Raw genomic sequence first — 20,602 nt, 5'->3', positions numbered from 1 at the left:
GATCGCGAATGTGTGAAGCCGTATTATTGGCAATGCGCAATGGCAAAATGGCTGTAAATCCAATTCGCTGCAAAAGCGCTGGCCAAATAGTTGCGCCAGACAACTTATCCCAGCCCCGCTAAATACGGCCGCTCAAAATCAACCACGCAAACCCGCCATTCAAAGCGGTGTAGGCGAGATAGGCGATCGCAAGGCTCGTCCAGCCATTCGCCGCCAGCGCCATCGCGGCGAGCAGCACCAGAAATTCAGCCACCAGCGCGAGCCGCTTTCCCAGCACAGAGGCAAAGCCCGGCATAGAATCGATCAATTCGTGCCCGCTTTCGACCACAGCGCGGTGCAGAGCGAAATTCCCCACGCCCAACACAAACACGAATCCAACCACAATCCACATAGATGACACTATGGCGTAAACGCCGGTCGGGCGAAATCCTCCATTTGTCGGCGGTCTTATGCATTCGGTCAGCACAGCGCTGCGCCTATCGAGCGACGTGGCCGGGTTGGTCGAGCACCGCGTGCGCACCCGCAATCAAGCAGGTATCTCTTTATCTATCGGAGCGCCCGGCAACCCCGTTTGAACTCCCCGATTTGAACCCGTTCGAACCTGGGCGCTGCGATACAAGGAGAGATACAATGAAGATGATTGCCCTTACCACAGCCGCCCTTGGTCTTGCCGTTTCTGCCGTGCCAGCCATGGCCGCGCCGCAAGAAGCCGAATCGATGAAAGTCTCCACCCGCGGTCTCGATCTCGCCACCGCCGAGGGGCAGGAAATGCTCGACGAACGCATCGAGCGCGCAGCAAAATCGGTCTGCCGTGTGGGCCACGTCCGCACAGGATCACTGATCGAAGCGCAAGCTGCGAAAAAATGCCTCGCCAAGGCCCGGGCCAGCGCCAAACGTCAGACCGCAGCCATTGTCGCCCAGCAGCGCCGCGGCGGCTGATCTACGAGGTACCCTCTTGGGCGTATCCTTTTACCACGACCCGGTACGCGCAAGAACTTTGGTCCGGATCCATCTAGTCCCTGGGTCCGGGCCATTTTTATGCAAAATGACAAATTGAGCCGATTGGCTTTAACGGCCCGCCATCTTCTTCACTTTGGCAAGATATGTCCGCCCAATTCGCAGAGCATCGCCATTCATCAGCTCAGCGGACCAAACACCCAAACCATCATGACGCAGCCCGCGAATATTATCCCGGCGCAAAATGGTGGAACGGTGGATGCGGATAAACTCATCGGGATCAAGCCGCGCTTCTAACCCGGCAATAGTCTGCAGCAGCAGGTACGAGCGCGAATCGCTTTCTGGATCGTTCGGTTTGCCCACGTGCAGTCGGACATAATCGCGCTCTGCATCAATCTGGTGCACTTCGCTTACCGCGATGCGCAGCAATTCGGACCGGTGCGGCACCCACAATTCATCGAGCCATTCGCTCGCGCGTTCCTTGCGCTCTCCCCGGCGCACTATGGCCCGTTCAATCGCGCGCGCCAGCCTGTCTGCGGCAACGGGTTTGAGGACATAATCGACCGCTTCTAAATCAAACGCCTCAACCGCAAAATCATCGTGCGCGGTGACAAAGATGACGGCAGGGGGCGTGTCGCTTTCCGAAAATTTTGCCGCAACGCCAAGGCCATCCAATTCCGGCATGGTCATATCCAGCAGCACCAGATCAGGCTCAAGCTTTTCCGCCAGACGCAAAGCCGCCGCGCCATCGCTCGCCGTGCCCACGACATTGATCGCGGGGATTTCCGCGCAAATGACTTGAATACGTTCCACCGCCAGCGGTTCGTCATCCACGATCAGAGTGCGAAGAGCTGTATCTTTGTTTTCGCTATCCGTCATGGCGTGTCTTTCTGCGAGAGAGAGGGATGCGCATTTCCGTTATGTAACCCCCTTGGACAGGAGCGGACGACAGCACGATATCGGACCCAAAGCGGGCCTCCAACCGGTCGCGCACATTGGCAAGACCAATGCCAAATCCATGCGCGCTGCCTTCGGGCACGCCCGGCCCATCATCGCTGACAGTGACCACCAAACGATCAAACTCCTCGCGCGCGGCCAAAGTTACTGTCACTTGCCGCACGACCGAGGAAACCGCGTACTTGACCGAGTTTTCAACCAGCGGCTGAAGGATCATGCCCGGCACCCGCGCCTGTTCCAGATCCGCAGGAAGATCGAACACACAGCGCAGACGATCAGGAAAACGCACCGCTTCGATATCGAGATACAGCCGCTGCAGATCAAATTCATCGCGCAAAGTCACATCGCTCGTCGGATCATCGGCAAGCGAATGGCGGTAAAAGCGGCTGATGGTCTGGATCATGCGTTCAGCCCGGTCCACTTTGCCTGTCATCACCAAGGCCGATAGCGAATTGAGCGTGTTGAACAGGAAATGCGGATTGACCTGATAACGCAGACTGCGCAATTCCGCCGCCTTGGCAGCAGATCGCAATTGCTGCTGGCTGCGTTCCGCCGCGCGCGCCTGCGCAATCGCGAGCATCGCAATGTACAATGCAGCCCAGGTGAGCAGGATATAATACCGGTTCAGCGCGGCATCGAGCATCGAATACCAATATTCGCTTTTGTCGTTCGCATCCTGAAGCGTGAATGTCAGCACCGGGGGATCATCGGGATCGACGTTCTCACCGTCTTCGGGAACCCAGCCGCGCGGCTGTTCAATCTCTGCCAGCAAATTGCCCGATGCATCGCGCCGAAGGGTAAAGCCGCGCTTTTCGGCGAATTCTTCCTGCACCTTTTGCGACAGGGGTTTGAACAGCGCCTGATTGACCTGAGCGATCAGGATCGCGGTGGGCATGGCAGCCACCAGCGCCACCGCCATAATCACCCAGCGTTTTCGCCCTTCGAACAGGCGCAGCACGCTCCACATAATAAGCGTGGCGGCCACGCCCACTGTGCAGACCAGACCCCGGCGCCACAGGATGTCAATTTCAACACCCATGCCGACAATCACACCGCGCAAAGTCAACAGCACGAAATACACCGACCACAGCGCAAGGATCGACAGCACAATCGTGCGCAGTTCAACGGTGGGTTTGGTTTCCAGGAATTGAGAAATGGCCATATCTACCCAGCAGACCTAAGCGGCACAGCCCCGTGATGGAAGAGGCGCGAGACGCGATCATCGACCCGCATCAGGCCTTGGTCGAATAGCTGCTTACGGCCCTTTACGCCTTTGGCTTGATCATTTCCGAGGGCACAATCCACTCTCTAAACTGCTCCTCAGTCATCAGGCCCAGTTCCATTCCCGCTTCTTTCAGCGTTGTGCCGTCTGCATGGGCTTTCTTAGCGATTTTCGCCGCATTGTCGTATCCGATATGCGGATTAAGCGCGGTGACGAGCATCAGGCTTTCATTCATCAGCTTGTCGATCCGGTCCGTATTGGCCGTGATCCCTGTGACGCAATTGTCAGTAAAGCTCACCGCGCTGTCGGAGAGCAGGCGGATTGATTGCAGCACCGAATAAATCATCACAGGCTTGAACACGTTCAGTTCCAGATGCCCGTGCGATCCTGCAACGCTGACAGTGGTGTGATTGCCCATCACCTGCGCGCACACCATGGTGAGCGCCTCGCACTGGGTCGGGTTCACTTTGCCCGGCATGATGGATGAACCCGGCTCATTTGCAGGCAGAGCAATTTCGCCAAGGCCAGAACGCGGGCCAGAACCGAGCAAGCGGATATCGTTCGCTATTTTCAGCAAGCTAACAGCGGTAGAATTGAGCGCGCCTGACAGTTCGACACAGGCATCATGCGCGGCCAGCGCTTCAAATTTGTTGGGCGCCGTTACAAAGGCATGGCCGGTCGCATCGGCGACCTGAGCTGCAAACTTTTCAGCAAAGCCGATTTTCGAATTGATCCCGGTGCCAACGGCCGTTCCGCCCTGCGCCAATTCCAGAACGCGCGGCAGAGCGTTTTCCAGCCGGACAATCGAATATTCAACCTGCTTGGCGTAGCCGGAAAATTCCTGGCCCAGTGTCAGCGGGGTCGCATCCTGCAAATGCGTGCGGCCGATTTTGACGATATTGGCAAAAGCGCCCGCTTTCGCATCCAGCGCGCCGTGCAAATGCTGCAAGGCCGGGATCAATTGTTCAATCGTCTCGCACGCCGCTGCGATGTGCATCGCGGTGGGGAATGTATCGTTGGAGCTTTGCCCCATATTGCAATGATCGTTGGGGTGAACCGGCTCCTTGCCGCCATGCTGGCCGGTCAGGATCTGGTTCGCGCGGCTGGCAATAACCTCATTGGCGTTCATATTGGACTGCGTGCCAGACCCGGTCTGCCACACCGATAGCGGGAATTGCGCTGCCAAAGTGCCATCAATTACTTCGCCCGCTGCCTGAACAATCGCATTGCCCAGCTCATCAGCCAGCACGCCCAGTTCCATATTCGCTTTTGCTGCCGATTGCTTTTGAATGCCCAGCGCTTTCACCAGCGGGGCGGGCATCGTTTCAACGCCGATGGCAAAGTTTGCAAGGCTGCGCTGCGTTTGAGCGCCCCAATGCGCATCGACCGGCACCGCCACATCGCCCAGCGAATCGCTTTCGATCCGCACTTTGCCTGTCGCGCCAAAAATGGCTCCATCGTTCACCACGTCGCTCATCGAATTGTTCCTTATCCCGGTCGAATGCCGGCTCCCATAAGCACCGCAATTGGCCCACGTCAAAGGCCTTGGCTGCAAACCTTTCAAAGTCTAGAGCCTGCGGGGCGTCTGGCCGGGCGGGCTCTATGGCCGCACAGTAAGGCTTGACGCACTGTATTGTTCACTTAATACAGCTCTTGTGGAGTAGAAATGACCGAAGCATCCCTCACCCTTGATACAGCCACCGCGCGAAAGGCCATGATCGACAGCCAATTGCGCACCAGCGGCGTGAACGAGGAATTCGTCCTTTCACGAATGATGGCAGTCCCGCGTGAGGATTTCCTGCCCGCTGACAAAGCGTCTCTGGCCTATATTGATCGCTCGATTGCGCTGGATGGCGGCGCGCATCTGGCCTCGCCGCTGTTTTGCGGAAAGCTTCTGCTTGAGGCGACACCGCACAAACATGACGGCGTTCTGATTGTTACAGGCGGCACGGACTACCTGGCCGAACTGGTGCGCCCATTGGTCAGCACGGTCACAGCGATTACGCCCGCTGATGCAGTGGCGGGAACGGGTTTTGATGCGGGGGCCTATTCGCTGATCCTTGTAGATGGCGCGGTTGAACACATGCCCGATCAGCTTGCCGATGCGCTTGCCGAAGAAGGGCGGATCGTGACCGGTCTGCTGCTTCGCGAAGTCACGCGGCTGGCCATCGGCCGCAGGATCGCGGGGCAAACCGCTTTGCAAACGCGCGAGGATATTGGCATCCCTGTTCTCGCAGCGTTCAACAAAGCCAAGCCCTGGACATTCACTTGATCGCTCGCACCTCTTCTATCCGCGCGGCATTGCTCAGCGCAGCGGCGGCGGGCTGTGTCATCAGCGCGCCCGCTCAGGCCGATACCCTGCGCGAAGCTTTGGCATCGGCGTATAACACGAACCCGACACTTGCCGGTCAACGCGCCAGCCAGCGCGCGACCGATGAAGAGGTGCCAATCAACCGCGCGCCCGGCCTGCCCGACGTGCGGGTTACCGCAACGCACATCGAATTTGTCCGCCAATCCTCCAACGCTTTCACCGCACCGTCGCGCAATTTGGGCGTCAATGCGGCGGTGACCGTTCCGATCTACACAGGCGGAGCGGTGAAGAATGGCATCCGCGCCGCAAAAGAGCGCGTTGCCGCAGGACAAGCCGATTTGCGCGCCACGGAAAGCTCGATCTTCAGCCAGACGGTCGCCGCCTATATGGACGTGCTGCGCACCGAGGCGCTTGCGGGGCTTGCCGCCAATCAGGTCGATGTGCTGCGGGTCAATTTGGAGGCCACGCGCGACCGGTTTGAAATTGGCGATCTAACGCTCACCGATGTCGCGCAATCGGAATCGCGCCTGGCTCTGGCTGAGGGGGATTTGCGCAGCGCTGCCTCCAATCTGATCGCGGCGCAGCAAAGCTATATCCAATTGGTCGGCCAAGCGCCGATGAACCTTGAAGCGCCCCCGCCTTTGCCCGGCCTGCCTGATACGGTGGGGCTGGCGGTTGATACCGCGCTGAAACACAATCCCGACCTTATCGCCGCAAAAGAACGCGCCGATGCCGCGGGTTTTGACACCAAGGTGGCAGGATCGGGGCGTCTGCCCACTGTCGGACTGTTCGCCAATGGCGATTACAGCGATTTTTATGGGACGCTTGGCGGTCCGATTGCGCAGAACTTTGTGCAGGCAGAAACGACAGCCAATCTGGGTGTAAGGGTCACCATTCCGCTGTTTCAAGGGGGTCTGCCCGCAGCACGCCAGCGGCAGGCCGGCGCACGCGAAAGCGCCGCGCTTGAAAATGTGATCGCCACTGAACGCAATATCATTGCGCAGACCAGATCGGCCTTTGCCAGCTGGCAGGCATCCAATGCAGTGATTAAAAGCTCGCAAGCCGCGGTTGAGGCGGCAGAGCTGTCACTCGAAGGGGTGCGCGCAGAAAATTCGATCGGCAATCGAACCATTCTCGATGTTCTCAACGCCGAACAGGAATTGCTTTCTTCCCGTGCCCAATTGGTGACCGCGCGGCGCAATGCCTATGTCGCTGGCTTCACTCTGTTAGCGGCCATGGGACGCGCTGAAGCGCGCGATCTTAACCTCGATACAGGCGGGCCTTTATACGATCCTATGGTTAATTTTGACCGGGTCAAAGGCAAGATCTGGGACTGGGACCGCGACCCAAAACCTGAACCAGAATCAACCAGAACCGTTGACATTGATACGCCAGAGGCATCAATTGGTCCCGAATTCACGCCGAGTGAATAAATTAACCAAGTGATTCGGGGAAATGGGGCATCCAATGGCGCAAGATAACGCAGCTTCGGTCGAGGAAATCCTTGATTCGATCAAAAAAGTGATTGCCCGCGACAACCGCAGCGATGCGATTGAAGCCCGGCGCAAGAAACAGATCGTATCGGATGACAGCGAAGCGGAGGGCGACATGGACACAGCCAATAAGACGGGCAGCGAAACCAAACTGGATGCGATGGAATTGACCGACGAGGTCCAAACCACCGGCGCTGATGACAATGCAGATCAATCCTCTAACGAAGTGCTCGACCTAGGCGCGATGGAATGCGTCGCGGATGATGCCAGCGATGATGATGCAGATGCCTTTTTTGACTCGGAAAGCGAAGAAACCGTGCCGACAACCAATCACGAAGCCCCGCTAATCAACGACGAAGTGCGCGGCGCTATGCAGGAAAACCTCGCCGCTCTTGCCATGCTGGCAGAGCCGGGTGCAAAACCGCAGATTGTGCGGTCTGGCGAAACATCACTCGAAGGGCTGACGCGCGAATTGATGCGCCCTATGCTGGCCGAATGGCTCGACAAAAACCTGCCTGGCATGGTCGAGAAAATGGTTCAGGCCGAAATCGCGCGGATCGCGGGCAAGCGTCGCTGAAATTAGCGGGAAAAGCCGCTTGAGCCGAATCTAGTCGTCGTCTTTGCGGCCAAACAGCTCTTCGCTGCTTGGCAAACGATTGTCGACCGCCTCGTCATGGCCTGTCCCGTTGGACAGAAACGCCAGCCCCATCAGCCCGCCACCAAGCAGCATCGTAAAGCTGATGCCCAGCGCCACGGCAATATAGAAATGCACGGATATCATGCCGTTATAGGCATAGAGCGCGCTTAGCGCGACAATCACGATTACCACCGTAACCGCCATGAGAACTTTCATGATCTGGCGAAACCGGCCCCAAGCATAGGCAGCGTTTTCTGGATCATCGAGGGGTGATTTTTCAGCCATGCCCGCATCCATGCGCGTTGCCGGATCGCTTTGCAATCCGCGAAATCACCCTTCGGCCTCGCACAAATGCGGATTCGCTTTTCTTGCAAAGGGATGGCAGGTTTGTGTTTGAGAGAAAGAGAGGTGCTTCATGACAATCGCAAAGATTCTCGCCGACCGCTCCGCCCATGACGTTATTTCGTGTGACGTCCAGACTCCGGTTTCTGAAGCCGTATCGATGCTCGCAGGCAAACGCATCGGGGCGCTTCCCGTCTTGCGCGGTGGAGCCGTGGTCGGAATTATTTCAGAGCGCGATGTAATATACCGCCTGGCCGAAGAAGGCCGCGCATGTCTCGACCAACCTGTCGAAGCGATCATGACGTCGCCCGCTATCACCATCACTCCGGAAACCACGATCGATGATGCGCTGTCTTTGATGACAAGGCGCCGCTTTCGCCATTTCCCTGTGATTAGCGGCGATGCGCTTGTCGCATTCATTTCAATCGGCGATCTGGTGAAAAGCAAGTTTGATGAGGTTGAACACGAAGCGGCTGCGATGCGGGATTATATCCAAACGGTCTGAGGCGCGGGACGCTAAATCACCGCGCACCTTGAGCAAACAGGCGGCTCTTCCTAAATAGACCTTATGGCCAACACCCTCACTCTGACCGAATCGGCGGCTAAGCGCGTCGCGTGGATCGCTGAAAAGCAGACCAAACCTGCGATCCTGCGTCTCTCGGTCGAAGGCGGGGGCTGCTCGGGCTTTCAATACAAGTTTGATCTGGCAGGCGCAGCGGAAAGCGATGATCTGGTCAGCGAAACCAATGGCGTGCGCCTGGTGGTCGATCCCATCAGCCTCGATCTCGTCAGCGGCAGTGTGGTCGATTACGTCGAATCGCTCGGCGGTGCAGCCTTCCGCGTCGAAAACCCCAATGCCGCTGCCGGATGCGGATGCGGATCGAGCTTCGGGATTTAGGATCTCCCTCGGGGTATTTCGGCCTGACGCGATAGACGCGGGCTCTTTCGTCCGGCATGCTCACGCCCATGAAAATCGCCACATTCAACATCAATGGGATCAAAGCCCGCCTGCCGCGTCTTAAGGAATGGCTGGCCGAAACCCGGCCGTCGGCCGCGTGCCTGCAAGAGATCAAAAGCCAGGATGAAGGCTTTCCCGCCAGCGAATTTGAAGAGCTTGGCTATCAAGCCATCTGGCATGGGCAGAAAAGCTTTAACGGCGTCGCAATCCTTGCCGATACCAAAGCGGGATATTCGATTGACGAAGTGCAACGCGGCCTTGGCATAGATGGCCCAAAAGAAGGCGAGGGCGAGCAATCGCGCTATCTCGAAGCGGACATTACCAGCGAAGATGGGCGAACCGCGCGGATCGTGTGCATATATCTGCCCAATGGCAACCCGCAGCCAGGGCCCAAATTTGACTACAAAATCGCCTGGATGGAGAAATTGCGCGCGCGCATGGCGGACATCTGGGCCGAAGAAGTGCCTGCCGCTGTGCTGGGCGATTACAACGTCATTCCCTTTGATGATGACACCTATTCGGTGAAAGCCATGGCCAATGACGCGCTGACTCAGCCCGAAAGCCGCTCTGCCTATGCCCGGTTGCTGGCCGATGGCTGGACCGATGCAGTGCGCACATTGAACCCGCGCGGCGGGGTCTGGACCTATTGGGATTATCAAGCGGGCGCATGGCAGCGCGATCACGGGTTCCGCATCGATCACATTTTGCTGTCACCCGAAATGGCGGGCAGATTAAGCGCGGTGGGCGTTGATCGCGAACATCGCGGGCGCGAGAAAGCCAGCGATCATGCACCTGTATGGGCCACTTTCGCTGATTAAGCGCACAAAAAAGCCCCCGCCGATCAGGGCGAGGGCTTTGTGTCTTGTTTGGCAAGCGCGAGCTTACCTGTAGAAAATATGCGTATCGATCTGCGCGGTCCGCTCTTTGCGGCGGCTCCATGATGGTCGGACATATTTCGCATGGAAATACACCGCATCGCCCGCTTCACAGTCCCACATATCGTTGTGAGCGATCTTTGCGATGGCTTTTGCGCGCGTCCAAGCCGAAGATCCCGTGCGGATACGCGGCATTTTGCCGCCTTTCACAAACGAGAATTGCGCGCGTTGATACACAACGCCGCAATAGCTTGCAGGGAACCGGCGATCTTCGGACCGATTGATCACGACATTGGCGACAGCCAGCTGACCAGCGAGCGGCTCACCGCGCGCCTCGAAATAAACGGCGCCGGCAAGGCAGCGCATTTCGTCGGTTAGATTGTCGGCACCGTCCACTTGCGAAACCAGTTCGCGCAGTGATCCAGCGTTTAATTGGGGTGTTTCTTCGGCCGGCTCTTCGGGAAGCGGCTGAACCACTTCGCGTGAGACAAACTCGATCTCTGGCGAAACGACTTCGGCATCGCCATTGGCGGTCTCTTCGATCGTGGGAGCCGCGTCAGCCGTATCGGCCTGACCCAGATCCTGTGCCCAAGCTTGAACGCCATCGGCGCTCGACAAGCTGAGAGCAGCGGTTGCCATGACAGCCATGGCACTCAACGAATAAGTCTTACGACTCATGAAAATTCACTTTTGTGCGGTGAGCGAGCTCCGACGCAGGAGAGAACCTGTTGCGTTTTCGCAAATTGTTTTATGGTTCAAAAAGCCTGCCGGCTGCCCCCCGTCTGCGTGCTAACCTGTTAGCCGTATTGCTAACGCGTCAGCCTGCGCACCTGGAAGCTCGGTGCCAAATAGGCCGGTTGACGCTTAGGTCAAGTTAAATGGGCAGACTTGCGATGAAGCGTTCTGGATCGTCGATATCCACCTCCAAAATCCAGATATCGCTGTCTTGGCCCTGCCTTCGCGACAAATACTCAGAAAATTCATAAGGCTTTTCAGCATCTTGTGATTTTGTAGGAACAAAAGCACGCGTTCCATCCAATTGCGGCATTCTTTCGTAAAGCTGCGCTACCTCGCCCCGACACATTGTTACAAGCAGGATTGTTCCCGCATCCCGCTCCCCCTTGGCCAGCACTGTTGCCATGCCGCCCTTGGTCTCAGCCAGCCTAACCATCGCGCCAATTTCGAGGTGAGCGGGCAGCCGCGTATCGCCTGTCATGCGCTGATCACGGCGTTTCAACCGCCTCGGCGCTATATCCCGCGAGGCTCGACAGGGCGATGCGAGAGCGCATGAATGTGCCAGTGCCGCGGCCAATCTCGTCCCCTTCCGCATCGACCAGCCGCGATTCGGCCACGAAAACACGCCGTTTCCCGCTGACCCAGCGCCCTTCGGCCACGACCTGGCCGGTTTTGACAGGCTTGGTAAAATGCAGGTTGAAGCTGGTGGTCAGAAGAAAACGATCGGTCGCAAGAGTGTTCGCGGCGTAAAAGGCCGCATCGTCGAGCATTTTGAAATAGATCGTGCCATGCGCCGCGCCCGCCGCGTGGTACACATCCTCGGTGATGTCGAACACCAGCCGCGAAAGACCTTCGCCCACAATCTCAAGCGAGGACGTAAACATCGCATTGACAGGCGCTGAGGCGTAAAGCCGTTCAAGCGCGCGATAATGAAGGCCCGCCCCATCGACCGGAGGAGAAGCTGCGGTCTTAGGCGGCATCGCGCAGGAATTGATTGGTCAACATCGCATAGACTGCATCGACATCGGGTGCATCGAGCAGGCTTTGCAACCGCGCATCATCGCGCACAAACCGCGAAATGGCGGCCAGCGCGTGAAGATGGGTTGCCCCGGCATTTTCTGGCGAGACCAATGCGAAAAACAGTGACACAGGCATCGCATCTGCTGCCGCAAAATCCACCGGTTCGCTTGATCTCAAAATGGCCAAAGTCGGGCGGCGCACTTCGGCGCTGCGGCAATGCGGAATGGCCACGCCGCGGCCAAAGCCCGTGCTGCCAAGCGCCTCGCGCTGTTCGAGCCCGTCACAAATAGCAGCCTCATCAATGCCGTACACGTCGGCAATCAATGCAGCGATGTTTTGCAAAGCGTGATGCTTGTCTGCAAGGCGAGCAATAGAGACCGCCTGCGGCACCAACACGATATTCACGTCCATGATAATCCCAAATTTGAACTTATTGAGCCCCTCTTAGGGCTTTCACTCATCAAAGAAGAGCCAGGCGCAATAAAGGGGTGCGCCGCTGGCTACCATCAATGATGAGCTGGACCGTTGTTTTCACTCGCGCCGTACATAGCGCGGTGATGTTTTCAAGATCCTAACGCGGTTCGACCCAACCAATTGAGCCATCCGTGCGGCGATAAACCATATTATGCCTCTCAGTGCCAGCATTTTTGAAAAACAAAGCTGGCGTATCGCGCAGATCGAGCATCATCACGGCATCGGCAACGGTGGCGGTCGGCACCTGAACGCTGGTCTCCGCAATGACGGGCGGAGCGTCGCTGACAACTTCCTGTTCGGGCTCTTCAGTGGCGAGAATGGTGTAGGCAGCCTCTTCCTCAGCACGTGCATGGGCGGTGCGTTCATGCCGGTCGGTTAAACGGCGTTTATAGCGCCGCAACTGCTTTTCGATTTTGGTCGCAGTTTGATCGAGCGCCTGGTGCGCATCATGCGCATTGCCTTGCGCTTTCAGGATCAGACCTTGCGAGACATGGGTCACGATATCGCATGAAAACGCGCCCGCTGGACCTTTGCCAAAAGTCACATGGCTCGACAAAGCGCGGTCGAAATATTTGTCGACGATCCCGCCCAAACGCTCTGATGCGTGTTCCTGCAAAGCGGTGCCCGTTTCGACCTGATGTCCCGAAATCCTGATGTCCATCTGCTTGCAGTCCTCCTGATTGTGCGGCCAATGCTCTGGCCAGATAGTTCGCTCGCGCCCCTTTACCGCGCCCAAATCGCGTCCTTGATCCCTTCGATAAAAGCGGAATGGCGAGTCAGTTCTTCTGATGATGGAGCATGCGGGCGTGGTTCACGTCGCTGCTGCGAAGAAGCGGGCGCGGATGCGAATTGCGCTGGCTGGCCGGCCGTCTCACCTGTCATGCCAGCATCATCGGCGGCCAGTTCAAGGCCAATCTGCCGCCCGCCTGTCAGCTCAACATAAACCTGAGCGAGCAATTCCGCATCAAGCAGCGCGCCGTGTTTCACCCGGTGGCTGCGATCAATGCCGTAACGGGTACACAAAGCATCAAGCGAAGCTTTTGCGCCGGGATGTTTCTTGCGCGCAATCGCGACGGTATCCACCATCCGGTCCAGCGAAATCGGCGCGCGGCCAATGCGTTCGAGCTCGGCATTGAGAAAACCAAAATCAAAGCTCGCATTGTGCGCGACCAGAGGGGCATCGCCGAGAAATTCGAGCAATTCATCGGCGGTGTCGGAAAACAATGGCTTTGCGGAAAGAAAGCTGGCGGACAGGCCATGCACCGCTTCGGCAGCAGAGGGCATGTCGCGTTCGGGATTGTAATAGGCGTGGTAGCTCTCGCCGGTTTCGACCCTGCCGATCATCTCAACACAGCCGATTTCCACCATCCGGTCCCCCGTTTTAGGGTCAAGGCCGGTTGTCTCTGTGTCAAATACCACTTCGCGCATTGGTGATGTTATTCACCCAAGCGGCCATCAGCGCAAGAGGGGCAATCACGCATGGACAGATGAAAACACCGCTATGGCTGGGGTTTTTGGGCTAATCGTCCCTCTAGTTTCTCTACCAGCTGCTCCACCTGCGCGCGCGTTTCGGCAAGGCTGGTCGAAGTATCAATACTATAATCGCCACGCTCGCGCTTTTCGGCATCGGGCACTTGCAATTTGAGGATGTCTTCGAACTTTTCCGTCGTCATCCCGTCTCGGGCGAGAACGCGCTGGCGTTGAATATCCGCCGGAGCCGACACAACGATCACCGCATCAAAGCCGGCCTCTCCGCCGCGCTCGAACAATAAGGGTATGTCAAACAACAGCATGGACGCATCGGCATTGTCTTCAAGAAACTGTGCGCGCGCGGCGCCAACAGCAGGGTGCACGATAGCTTCGAGCTGGGCGAGTTTTTCCGCGCTGCCAAACACCAACGCGCCCAATTTCGCGCGGTTTACGCCGTCTGGGCCGGTTGAACCGGGAAACGCTTCCTCAATCGGCGCGATAAGAGCGCCGCCTGCGCCTTGCAGACGACGCACTTCGGCATCGGCATCAAACACCGGCACACCGCAATCGGCAAACATAGCAGCGACGGTCGATTTGCCCATGCCAATCGAGCCAGTAAGGCCAAGCATCATGGGGCGCTTGTCACGCGGAGAATCGCTCATGCTTCCACCATCTCGCTCAATTGATCGTTAAATTCGCGCGGTGGTTTTTCGCCAAAGAACTTTTCAAACGCCGCCGCCGCCTGACCGATCAGCATGCCCGATCCGGAGATGGTGGCAAAACCTGCTTTTCCAGCCGATTGCAGAAAATCGGTGTGCGGCGGACTGGTCACGATATCATAAACGATGCTGCCGGGCGGCGCATGGCTCCAGTCAAACATGAGCGGCGGATTGCCTTTCATGCCAAGCGGTGATGCGTTGACGATGAGATCAAGGCATCCTTCACGGTCATCAAAGGCGAAATCAGTTGGCGCGGCAAAATGCGCCAGCGGCGCTGTGTAATGTTCGCCCTTGGGCATAAGATCATTGAGCAAAGCGCGCGCTTTGCCTTCATTGCGGGCGGCTAAAACAACCGTAAATCCCTCTTCGCTCAAAGCGGTCACCAGCGCGCGGGCAGCCCCGCCATTGCCGATGATACGGGCCATGCGGAACAAGTGCTTTTCCGCCAGCACATCGCAAAGCGGCTCAAGAAAGCCCGCGCCATCGGTGTTCGCGCCAATCAGGGCGCCATCAGCCTTGCGGTACACAGTGTTAACCGCACCAATGCGCGCAGCTTGCGGCTCCAGCTCATCGATCAGCGGGATAACCGCCTGTTTGAGCGGCATTGTGATATTGCACCCCAGCCAGAGCGAATTAGCCCGCGCCGCCTTAATGTAAGCAGGCAATCCATCCTGGGTTACTCGCCGGGCGCCATAGCGCGCGTCAATTCCCAGCTTTTTAAGCCAGAACCCATGGATCAGCGGCGATTTGGATTGCATGATCGGATCACCGATCACTTCTGCAAACGGGCTTGTCTCTGCACCCATCACGAAATCAGTACGCCCTGATCGCGCAGACTATCTAGCAATGGCAAAAGCGGCATGCCCAGCACAGTAAACTGATCGCCTTCAATCCGGTCAAACAATTGCACGCCCATCGCCTCAATGCGGAAAACTCCCACGGTAAAGCCCACTTCGGGCCATTCGCGTGTCAGGTAATGTTCGATAAAGTCGCCCGACAATTCGCGCACATGAAGAACCGCTTTTGAAGTGGCGCTCCATTCGCATGTGTCATCGCGCACCAGGGCTGTTGCGCTGTGCAATTCGAGCGCTTTGCCAGAGAAAAAGCGCAAATGTTCAGCCGCATTGCCGCGCGATGTGGGTTTGTCGAACCTTTGGCCGCCTGCCACCACAAGACTGTCACTGCCCAAAACAAGCGCGCCTGGATAGTCGGGCGCGAGCGCAGCGGCTTTGGCCACGCTTAACGCCTCAGCAATCTCGGCAGGGGAGGCGCCTTTAAGGCTCGCCTCAATCGCGCGTTCGTCAATATCGGCAGGGACAGCCCTGTATGGTACGCCTGCCGCATCGAGCATGGCGCGGCGCGAGGCGGATTTCGACGCAAGGATCAGATCGGGGACGCTGCCCGTTTCGCTGCTCATATCGGTTTGCCCACCCCGCCCACAGGTTTGTTTCGGCGCTGACGGTCCTGAACCAGCCGGATGATGGCGGCTGCGCTTTCCTCAATCGAACGGCGCGTCACATCGATTACGGGCCAACCATTATCGGCAAACATCCTGCGGGCAAATTGCAGCTCTGCCTTAACCCGCTCATTATCAACGTAGGATGTTTCGGTGCCCTCATTCAGCGACAAAAGCCGATTACGCCGGATCTGGACAAGCCGCTCTGGCGCTGTGGTCAGACCCACCACCAGCGGGTTGCGCAGGCCAAACAGTGCCTTGGGAGGCGGGCTTTCAACGACAAGCGGGATATTGGCGGTTTTGTACCCGCGATTGGCCAGATAAATGGACGTGGGCGTTTTGGAACTGCGCGACACTCCGGCGAGCACAATATCCGCCTCTTCCCAGTCTTCATGCGCGACGCCATCATCATGCGCGATGGTGTACTGGATCGCATCCACCCGTTTGAAATAGGCATCATCCATCGAATGCTGCCGGCCCGGGCGTCCGTGCGCTTCCTGACCCAGTTGGGATTCGAGCACGGCGGTGACCGTATCAAGCACCGGCACCGCGGGCAGGCCAAGGTGGCGGCAATGCTCTTCCAAACGCTTGCGGCTTTCCGGGTTCACCAGAGTATAAAGCACAAGGCCCGGATTATCCGCCAGATCAGGCACAATCCGGTCCAGATGCTGTTTGGAGCGTACCATTGGCCAGAAATGCCGGCTCACGTCGGGATCATCGAACTGCGCCAACGCAGCCTTGGCGATCATTTCCAGCGTTTCCCCGGTTGAATCCGAGACAAGATGAAGGTTTATACGGTTCATGATAAAAGGTCTTGCTGGATACGGCCCATCTTAACGTCTGGCCTTGTGGAAACACCTAGGCATAAACCACGGGAGGAAACGGTCGACAAGCATGGGAGGAGATTTCATGCCCATTATCGGCATAGCTCGAGGGGCATTTATCGACACGCATTAACCGTTTTGCGCAGTCTGGGTATAGTGGGGATAGTTTCCGATTGACTCAGGGCTTTTGCGGATTCGCATCATGGCAAAACACTTTGATCTTTCCCCAAAATCGGGCAGGGGCTGGTAATTCCCACTTTCCACAGGGCCAACAAACACCATCAATCTTTAATAATATATATTATATTGTTTTTAGGAGAGACTATGCCGGGCCCATTGCTCGACACTTTGAACGGTTCACGCCAACCTGTACCGCCTGTCTGGCTCATGCGTCAGGCCGGGCGTTATCTGCCCGAATATCGCGAATTGCGCGCAGAAAAGGGCGGTTTTCTCGAACTGGTTTACGATAGCGAGGCCGCTGCTGAAATTACCGTGCAGCCCATTCGCCGATTTGGTTTTGACGGGGCAATCCTGTTTTCCGATATTCTGATTGTGCCCCACGCCATGGGACAAGGTCTTGCATTTCTAGCCGGGGAAGGCCCGAAATTAAGCCCGACCTTGCTGGAAAGCGAGCTGGCAGATTTCACCCAGGCGCCCGAACGCTTTGACCCGATTTATGAAACCCTGCGCCTGACCCGGAAACTCATCAGCGATGATGTGACCTTGCTAGGCTTTGCAGGGTCGCCCTGGACGGTTGCAACTTACATGATCGCGGGCGAAGGGTCGAAAGATCAGGGCCCGGCGCGGCTTTTGGCTTACAAAGACCCGCAGCGCATGCAGGCGATCCTTGATGCGATTGTTCATGTGACGATCGGTTATCTGCGCGGGCAGATTGATGCAGGCGCCGAAGCGGTGCAGTTGTTTGACAGCTGGGCAGGCAGTCTTGCTCCCGATGAATTTGAACGCTGGGTTATCGCGCCGAATGCCAAAATCACCTCGGCCATCAAGCAATCGCACCCTGATACGCCCTTGATCGGCTTTCCAAAGGGTGCAGGCTCCAAATTGGCGGCCTATGCGCGCGAAGTGGGGGTTGATGCGGTTGGGCTTGATGAAACGCTCGATCCGGCCTCTGTGCATGCTTCGCTGCCTTCTGGGATGCCAGTTCAGGGCAATCTCGATCCGCTTTTGGTTGAAGCAGGCGGACCAGCTTTGCCGAAACGGGTTAAATTTCTCATCGAAGCTTTTGAGGATCGCCCGCATGTGTTCAATCTGGGTCATGGTATCGGCCAGTTCACTCCGATTGAGAATGTCGAGCAATTGCTCACTGCGCTAAGAGGCGAATGACGCGGTAATGGATGCACTTTTATCCATCAGTGATTGGCTGCGCGCTGGCCATGTGATCTTCATCGTCTTCTGGCTGGCCGGGCTGTTTATGTTGCCGCGCCAATGCATTTACATGCTCGATCATGCGCCGGGCAGCGAAGGTGAAGCGAAATGGGCGGTGCGGATGGGCAAATTGCGCAAGATCATTCTGACACCCAGCCTGATTATCGTGTGGGTACTTGGTCTTGCGATCGCCATTCCGGGCGGATATTTCGTCGGTGCGGGCTGGCTCCATGCCAAGCTTGTGCTGGTGATATTGCTTTCAGGCTATCACGGCTGGCTGGTTGCTCAGACCAAGAAAATGGCCCGAGGTGAGCGGCCTTTGTCGGAAAAATCGCTGCGGATGTTTGGTGAGGTTCCGGGCCTGCTGCTGGTGCTGGTTGTGGTACTGGTTTATATCAAACCGTTCTGATCGGTTCATGCCGGACGGGGCGGGCAAGATGGCGCAGCGCGGATTGACCTTGCCCTTTGCCAGCCTTAGTCTAATGCTTCTTCTTACCGGATAAATCGCACGGTTTTCTCAAGCGATTGCGTCTGCTTTCTCCAAGCCCAGCCCCACCATTCATCCACTTGAAGCGTAGGGCACCTCTTTCATTCAAGAGGCACTGACGGTCCCGGTTTTTTCTTGATTACTGGATACGAAAATACAATGCATCTCAAAGACTTAAAAGTAAAAGCTCCGGCCGAACTGGTCGCCATGGCCGAAGAATTGGGCGTCGAAGGTGCCTCAACCATGCGCCGTCAGGATTTGCTGTTCAGCATCCTGCGCGAGCTTGCCGAGGATGAGGAATACGAAGAGAAAATCATGGGCATCGGCACTATTGAAGTGCTGCAGGACGGCTTTGGTTTTCTGCGTTCACCCGAGGCGAATTATTTGGCGGGGCCGGGTGATATCTATGTTTCTCCCAATCAAATCCGCAAATGGGGCCTGCGCACCGGCGATACAGTCGAAGGTGAGATCCGCGCGCCCAAAGAGGGCGAACGCTATTTTGCGCTTACCGGGCTGACTACGGTCAATTTTGAAGAACCCGATGCCGTGCGTATGCGGACCAATTTTGACAATCTCACTCCGCTTTATCCCGAACAGAAACTCAATCTCGACACGCTCGACCCCACGGTGAAGGATAAATCTGCGCGCGTGATCGATATCGTATCGCCGCAGGGCAAGGGCCAGCGCGCTCTGATCGTTGCGCCGCCGCGCACAGGTAAAACGGTGCTGCTGCAAAACATTGCGAAAGCGATCACGGATAATCATCCCGAGGTGTTTCTGCTGGTTCTGCTCGTCGATGAACGCCCGGAAGAAGTCACCGACATGCAGCGCAGCGTGAAAGGCGAGGTAATCTCTTCAACCTTTGACGAACCGGCCAATCGCCACGTGCAAGTTGCTGAAATGGTGATTGAAAAGGCGAAACGTCTGGTTGAACACAAAAATGACGTGGTGATCCTGCTCGATTCCATCACGCGCCTTGGCCGGGCGTACAACACTGTCGTTCCCAGCTCTGGTAAAGTGCTAACAGGCGGTGTGGATGCCAATGCGCTTCAGCGGCCCAAACGGTTTTTGGCGCGGCGCGCAATATTGAAGAGGGCGGCTCGCTCTCCATTATTGCCACCGCGCTGATCGATACTGGCAGCCGGATGGATGAGGTCATCTTTGAGGAGTTCAAAGGCACCGGTAACTCTGAAATCGTGCTCGATCGCAAGGTTTCCGATAAACGCATCTTCCCGGCGCTCGATGTCGGCAAATCAGGCACGCGTAAGGAAGAACTGCTGGTCGAAAAGGACAAGCTCTCCAAAATGTGGGTGCTGCGCCGGATCCTTATGCAGATGGGAACGGTCGATGCGATGGAATTCCTGCTCGACAAGATGAAAGATTCCAAAACCAACGAAGATTTCTTCGACACGATGAATCAGTGATGTAAGAGAGCCTCAGAACTCGATCATAAGAGTTACCGGGGGAACATCTGCATCATGGTTAGCCAATATCTCTATATCAGCACCGCGCCGAGCTTGTCGCGCGGTGAGGTCGATTCCATCATGGAGAGCAGCACGCGCAACAATCCGGTGGCAGGTATCACTGGTCTTTTAATCTATAATGGGCGCAATTTTCTCCAATTTCTTGAGGGGGAAGAGGCGGAATTGGTGACACTTATGGTGCGCATCACGCATGATCCGCGCCACAGCGGCATTTCAGTGCTTGAACGTCAATCGGGCAAACAGCGTGCATGCGCGGATTGGGCCATGAAGCGGGTATTGCTTGCCGAAAGTGTTGAAAACAGGCGCGAAATGCTGAGTGAACAGCTGCCCAATCAGCTCGATGAGAACTTTCGGCGAATCATCATGAATTTCGCTGTTTTGAACTAGAAAGGCCCGGCTTTGCTGACGCGATTGGTCTTGCTTGTTGCGCATTGCCTGTGCGGGGCCCAAATCATGTATACTATGCAGGGTTTGAGAGGTGATGTCCGATGAAAATCAATGTCGAAATTGAATGCACTCCCGAAGAAGCGCGCGATTTTTTGGGTCTGCCCGATGTGAGCGAGGCAAACTCGGTCTACATCGATAACATCACCAATGCGATGAAGGGTGTGAGCAACCCTGAACAAATGCAGCAATATGCGCAGGCCCTGGCTCCGATGGGTCAGATGGGGCTAAAGCTGTTTCAGAGCTTTGTCGAAGGCGGCATGCGCAGCGCAGGCGTTTCGGGTGGAAGCAAAAAGGACAGCGATAAGGGCAAATAGCCTGCATTCCTTGCTGCAAATCCTTACCGGCCGG

26 protein-coding genes and 1 pseudogene are annotated in these 20,602 nt (G+C 56.8%); 12 read left to right on the top strand and 15 right to left on the bottom strand.

From position 1 onward, the window contains the following. Positions 1 to 118: 118 nt before the first annotated feature. Positions 119 to 391 (bottom strand): hypothetical protein, encoded by a 273-nt coding sequence (locus tag AC0V6L_RS05670; protein ID WP_486153373.1) that lies wholly within the window; start codon positions 389 to 391, stop codon positions 119 to 121. Positions 392 to 630: 239 nt separating this feature from the next. On the opposite strand from AC0V6L_RS05670, the gene AC0V6L_RS05665 reads away from it, so the two are divergent. Beyond that, positions 631 to 939 carry a UrcA family protein gene (locus tag AC0V6L_RS05665; RefSeq protein WP_486153372.1) on the top strand — a complete coding sequence of 103 codons (309 nt, stop codon included), beginning with the start codon at positions 631 to 633 and terminating at the stop codon, positions 937 to 939. A 129-nt stretch (positions 940 to 1,068) separates the two neighbouring features. Here AC0V6L_RS05665 and AC0V6L_RS05660 read toward each other — a convergent pair whose 3' ends face one another. The 3 genes from AC0V6L_RS05660 to fumC form a co-directional block, all read right to left on the bottom strand. Next, positions 1,069 to 1,836 carry a LytR/AlgR family response regulator transcription factor gene (locus AC0V6L_RS05660; RefSeq protein WP_486149013.1) on the bottom strand — a complete coding sequence of 256 codons (768 nt, stop codon included), beginning with the start codon at positions 1,834 to 1,836 and terminating at the stop codon, positions 1,069 to 1,071. Then, a complete protein-coding gene (locus AC0V6L_RS05655; protein WP_486153371.1) occupies positions 1,826 to 3,076 on the bottom strand; it encodes a sensor histidine kinase in 1,251 nt (416 codons plus the stop codon). Before AC0V6L_RS05655 ends, AC0V6L_RS05660 begins: the two co-directional genes overlap by 11 nt. Positions 3,077 to 3,179: 103 nt before the next feature. Beyond that, positions 3,180 to 4,613 carry a class II fumarate hydratase gene (gene fumC, locus AC0V6L_RS05650; protein WP_486153370.1) on the bottom strand — a complete coding sequence of 478 codons (1,434 nt, stop codon included), beginning with the start codon at positions 4,611 to 4,613 and terminating at the stop codon, positions 3,180 to 3,182. Positions 4,614 to 4,802: 189 nt separating this feature from the next. Here fumC and AC0V6L_RS05645 point away from each other — a divergent pair, with 189 nt between their 5' ends. From AC0V6L_RS05645 to AC0V6L_RS05635, 3 genes are read left to right on the top strand one after another with little or no spacing between them, the layout of a single operon-like run. Further along, positions 4,803 to 5,408: a protein-L-isoaspartate O-methyltransferase family protein gene (locus tag AC0V6L_RS05645; protein WP_486153369.1), complete on the top strand. Its 606-nt coding sequence runs from the start codon at positions 4,803 to 4,805 to the stop codon at positions 5,406 to 5,408. Continuing rightward, positions 5,405 to 6,880, top strand: a complete 1,476-nt coding sequence (locus AC0V6L_RS05640; RefSeq protein ID WP_486153368.1) for a TolC family outer membrane protein — start codon at positions 5,405 to 5,407, stop codon at positions 6,878 to 6,880. The genes AC0V6L_RS05645 and AC0V6L_RS05640 overlap by 4 nt, the downstream gene beginning before the upstream one ends. 34 nt (positions 6,881 to 6,914) lie before the next feature. Next, positions 6,915 to 7,517, top strand: a complete 603-nt coding sequence (locus AC0V6L_RS05635; protein WP_486153367.1) for a DUF2497 domain-containing protein — start codon at positions 6,915 to 6,917, stop codon at positions 7,515 to 7,517. 30 nt (positions 7,518 to 7,547) lie between these two features. On the opposite strand, the gene AC0V6L_RS05630 is transcribed toward AC0V6L_RS05635, so the two are convergent. After that, positions 7,548 to 7,862 carry a hypothetical protein gene (locus AC0V6L_RS05630; RefSeq protein ID WP_486153366.1) on the bottom strand — a complete coding sequence of 105 codons (315 nt, stop codon included), beginning with the start codon at positions 7,860 to 7,862 and terminating at the stop codon, positions 7,548 to 7,550. A gap of 130 nt (positions 7,863 to 7,992) precedes the next feature. On the opposite strand from AC0V6L_RS05630, the gene AC0V6L_RS05625 reads away from it, so the two are divergent. From AC0V6L_RS05625 to xth, 3 genes are all read left to right on the top strand, one after another. Continuing rightward, positions 7,993 to 8,424, top strand: a complete 432-nt coding sequence (locus tag AC0V6L_RS05625) for a CBS domain-containing protein (RefSeq protein WP_486153365.1) — start codon at positions 7,993 to 7,995, stop codon at positions 8,422 to 8,424. 63 nt (positions 8,425 to 8,487) lie between these two features. Further along, positions 8,488 to 8,817 carry an iron-sulfur cluster insertion protein ErpA gene (gene erpA / locus AC0V6L_RS05620; RefSeq protein WP_486153364.1) on the top strand — a complete coding sequence of 110 codons (330 nt, stop codon included), beginning with the start codon at positions 8,488 to 8,490 and terminating at the stop codon, positions 8,815 to 8,817. Between the two features lie 68 nt (positions 8,818 to 8,885). Then, positions 8,886 to 9,695: an exodeoxyribonuclease III gene (xth, locus tag AC0V6L_RS05615; RefSeq protein ID WP_486153363.1), complete on the top strand. Its 810-nt coding sequence runs from the start codon at positions 8,886 to 8,888 to the stop codon at positions 9,693 to 9,695. A gap of 63 nt (positions 9,696 to 9,758) precedes the next feature. On the opposite strand, the gene AC0V6L_RS05610 is transcribed toward xth, so the two are convergent. From AC0V6L_RS05610 to AC0V6L_RS05565, 10 genes are all read right to left on the bottom strand, one after another. Then, positions 9,759 to 10,430, bottom strand: a complete 672-nt coding sequence (locus AC0V6L_RS05610) for a cell wall hydrolase (RefSeq protein ID WP_486153362.1) — start codon at positions 10,428 to 10,430, stop codon at positions 9,759 to 9,761. Between the two features lie 196 nt (positions 10,431 to 10,626). After that, complete coding sequence (locus tag AC0V6L_RS05605) at positions 10,627 to 10,989, bottom strand: DUF1491 family protein (RefSeq protein ID WP_486153361.1); 363 nt, start codon at positions 10,987 to 10,989, stop codon at positions 10,627 to 10,629. Next, positions 10,976 to 11,467 carry a PaaI family thioesterase gene (locus AC0V6L_RS05600; RefSeq protein ID WP_486153360.1) on the bottom strand — a complete coding sequence of 164 codons (492 nt, stop codon included), beginning with the start codon at positions 11,465 to 11,467 and terminating at the stop codon, positions 10,976 to 10,978. The genes AC0V6L_RS05605 and AC0V6L_RS05600 overlap by 14 nt, the downstream gene beginning before the upstream one ends. Continuing rightward, on the bottom strand, positions 11,457 to 11,918 hold the full coding sequence (locus AC0V6L_RS05595; protein ID WP_486148987.1) for a PTS sugar transporter subunit IIA: 462 nt from the start codon (positions 11,916 to 11,918) through the stop codon (positions 11,457 to 11,459). Before AC0V6L_RS05595 ends, AC0V6L_RS05600 begins: the two co-directional genes overlap by 11 nt. A gap of 160 nt (positions 11,919 to 12,078) precedes the next feature. After that, positions 12,079 to 12,642, bottom strand: coding sequence for a ribosome hibernation-promoting factor, HPF/YfiA family (hpf, locus tag AC0V6L_RS05590; RefSeq protein WP_486148985.1), 564 nt, complete (start codon positions 12,640 to 12,642; stop codon positions 12,079 to 12,081). A 62-nt stretch (positions 12,643 to 12,704) separates the two neighbouring features. Next, a complete protein-coding gene (dnaQ, locus tag AC0V6L_RS05585; protein ID WP_486153359.1) occupies positions 12,705 to 13,409 on the bottom strand; it encodes a DNA polymerase III subunit epsilon in 705 nt (234 codons plus the stop codon). Positions 13,410 to 13,480: 71 nt separating this feature from the next. Further along, positions 13,481 to 14,113, bottom strand: coding sequence for a dephospho-CoA kinase (gene coaE, locus AC0V6L_RS05580; protein WP_486153358.1), 633 nt, complete (start codon positions 14,111 to 14,113; stop codon positions 13,481 to 13,483). Then, positions 14,110 to 14,976: a shikimate dehydrogenase family protein gene (locus AC0V6L_RS05575; protein WP_486153357.1), complete on the bottom strand. Its 867-nt coding sequence runs from the start codon at positions 14,974 to 14,976 to the stop codon at positions 14,110 to 14,112. Before AC0V6L_RS05575 ends, coaE begins: the two co-directional genes overlap by 4 nt. Next, on the bottom strand, positions 14,976 to 15,587 hold the full coding sequence (locus AC0V6L_RS05570; RefSeq protein WP_486153356.1) for a Maf family protein: 612 nt from the start codon (positions 15,585 to 15,587) through the stop codon (positions 14,976 to 14,978). The genes AC0V6L_RS05575 and AC0V6L_RS05570 overlap by 1 nt, the downstream gene beginning before the upstream one ends. Then, entirely contained in the window at positions 15,584 to 16,429 is an 846-nt protein-coding gene (locus tag AC0V6L_RS05565; RefSeq protein ID WP_486153355.1) for a pyruvate, water dikinase regulatory protein, read from the bottom strand. The genes AC0V6L_RS05570 and AC0V6L_RS05565 overlap by 4 nt, the downstream gene beginning before the upstream one ends. A gap of 345 nt (positions 16,430 to 16,774) precedes the next feature. Between AC0V6L_RS05565 and hemE the strand changes: the two genes are divergently transcribed. The 5 genes and pseudogenes from hemE (at position 16,775) to AC0V6L_RS05540 (ending at position 20,568) form a co-directional block, all read left to right on the top strand. Then, on the top strand, positions 16,775 to 17,794 hold the full coding sequence (hemE, locus tag AC0V6L_RS05560; RefSeq protein ID WP_486153354.1) for a uroporphyrinogen decarboxylase: 1,020 nt from the start codon (positions 16,775 to 16,777) through the stop codon (positions 17,792 to 17,794). Positions 17,795 to 17,801: 7 nt separating this feature from the next. Beyond that, positions 17,802 to 18,245 (top strand): CopD family protein, encoded by a 444-nt coding sequence (locus AC0V6L_RS05555; protein ID WP_486153353.1) that lies wholly within the window; start codon positions 17,802 to 17,804, stop codon positions 18,243 to 18,245. A 237-nt stretch (positions 18,246 to 18,482) separates the two neighbouring features. Next, positions 18,483 to 19,747: pseudogene (gene rho / locus AC0V6L_RS05550) on the top strand (transcription termination factor Rho). Between the two features lie 54 nt (positions 19,748 to 19,801). After that, positions 19,802 to 20,194, top strand: a complete 393-nt coding sequence (locus AC0V6L_RS05545) for a BLUF domain-containing protein (protein WP_486153352.1) — start codon at positions 19,802 to 19,804, stop codon at positions 20,192 to 20,194. Positions 20,195 to 20,295: 101 nt separating this feature from the next. Next, complete coding sequence (locus AC0V6L_RS05540; protein WP_486153351.1) at positions 20,296 to 20,568, top strand: DUF6489 family protein; 273 nt, start codon at positions 20,296 to 20,298, stop codon at positions 20,566 to 20,568. Positions 20,569 to 20,602: the final 34 nt, after the last annotated feature.

The sequence above is a fragment of the Erythrobacter sp. JB1-15 genome, assembly GCF_057365035.1.
This window is presented reverse-complemented; position numbering and strand designations above follow the sequence as displayed.

Excerpts from the sequence above, each read along its gene's own strand:
- AC0V6L_RS05625 (WP_486153365.1), top strand. The coding sequence starts at position 7,993 with ATGACAATCGCAAAGATTCTCGCCGACCGCTCCGCCCATGACGTTATT.
- AC0V6L_RS05630 (WP_486153366.1), bottom strand. The coding sequence starts at position 7,862 with ATGGCTGAAAAATCACCCCTCGATGATCCAGAAAACGCTGCCTATGCT.
- coaE (WP_486153358.1), bottom strand. The coding sequence starts at position 14,113 with ATGAGCGATTCTCCGCGTGACAAGCGCCCCATGATGCTTGGCCTTACT.
- AC0V6L_RS05570 (WP_486153356.1), bottom strand. The coding sequence starts at position 15,587 with ATGAGCAGCGAAACGGGCAGCGTCCCCGATCTGATCCTTGCGTCGAAA.
- AC0V6L_RS05575 (WP_486153357.1), bottom strand. The coding sequence starts at position 14,976 with ATGGGTGCAGAGACAAGCCCGTTTGCAGAAGTGATCGGTGATCCGATC.
- AC0V6L_RS05660 (WP_486149013.1), bottom strand. The coding sequence starts at position 1,836 with ATGACGGATAGCGAAAACAAAGATACAGCTCTTCGCACTCTGATCGTG.
- AC0V6L_RS05555 (WP_486153353.1), top strand. The coding sequence starts at position 17,802 with ATGGATGCACTTTTATCCATCAGTGATTGGCTGCGCGCTGGCCATGTG.
- AC0V6L_RS05595 (WP_486148987.1), bottom strand. The coding sequence starts at position 11,918 with ATGGACGTGAATATCGTGTTGGTGCCGCAGGCGGTCTCTATTGCTCGC.
- fumC (WP_486153370.1), bottom strand. The coding sequence starts at position 4,613 with ATGAGCGACGTGGTGAACGATGGAGCCATTTTTGGCGCGACAGGCAAA.
- dnaQ (WP_486153359.1), bottom strand. The coding sequence starts at position 13,409 with ATGCGCGAAGTGGTATTTGACACAGAGACAACCGGCCTTGACCCTAAA.
- xth (WP_486153363.1), top strand. The coding sequence starts at position 8,886 with ATGAAAATCGCCACATTCAACATCAATGGGATCAAAGCCCGCCTGCCG.
- hemE (WP_486153354.1), top strand. The coding sequence starts at position 16,775 with ATGCCGGGCCCATTGCTCGACACTTTGAACGGTTCACGCCAACCTGTA.
- AC0V6L_RS05610 (WP_486153362.1), bottom strand. The coding sequence starts at position 10,430 with ATGAGTCGTAAGACTTATTCGTTGAGTGCCATGGCTGTCATGGCAACC.
- AC0V6L_RS05645 (WP_486153369.1), top strand. The coding sequence starts at position 4,803 with ATGACCGAAGCATCCCTCACCCTTGATACAGCCACCGCGCGAAAGGCC.
- hpf (WP_486148985.1), bottom strand. The coding sequence starts at position 12,642 with ATGGACATCAGGATTTCGGGACATCAGGTCGAAACGGGCACCGCTTTG.
- AC0V6L_RS05670 (WP_486153373.1), bottom strand. The coding sequence starts at position 391 with ATGTGGATTGTGGTTGGATTCGTGTTTGTGTTGGGCGTGGGGAATTTC.
- AC0V6L_RS05540 (WP_486153351.1), top strand. The coding sequence starts at position 20,296 with ATGAAAATCAATGTCGAAATTGAATGCACTCCCGAAGAAGCGCGCGAT.
- AC0V6L_RS05655 (WP_486153371.1), bottom strand. The coding sequence starts at position 3,076 with ATGGCCATTTCTCAATTCCTGGAAACCAAACCCACCGTTGAACTGCGC.
- AC0V6L_RS05635 (WP_486153367.1), top strand. The coding sequence starts at position 6,915 with ATGGCGCAAGATAACGCAGCTTCGGTCGAGGAAATCCTTGATTCGATC.
- AC0V6L_RS05565 (WP_486153355.1), bottom strand. The coding sequence starts at position 16,429 with ATGAACCGTATAAACCTTCATCTTGTCTCGGATTCAACCGGGGAAACG.
- AC0V6L_RS05600 (WP_486153360.1), bottom strand. The coding sequence starts at position 11,467 with ATGCCGCCTAAGACCGCAGCTTCTCCTCCGGTCGATGGGGCGGGCCTT.
- AC0V6L_RS05665 (WP_486153372.1), top strand. The coding sequence starts at position 631 with ATGAAGATGATTGCCCTTACCACAGCCGCCCTTGGTCTTGCCGTTTCT.
- erpA (WP_486153364.1), top strand. The coding sequence starts at position 8,488 with ATGGCCAACACCCTCACTCTGACCGAATCGGCGGCTAAGCGCGTCGCG.
- AC0V6L_RS05545 (WP_486153352.1), top strand. The coding sequence starts at position 19,802 with ATGGTTAGCCAATATCTCTATATCAGCACCGCGCCGAGCTTGTCGCGC.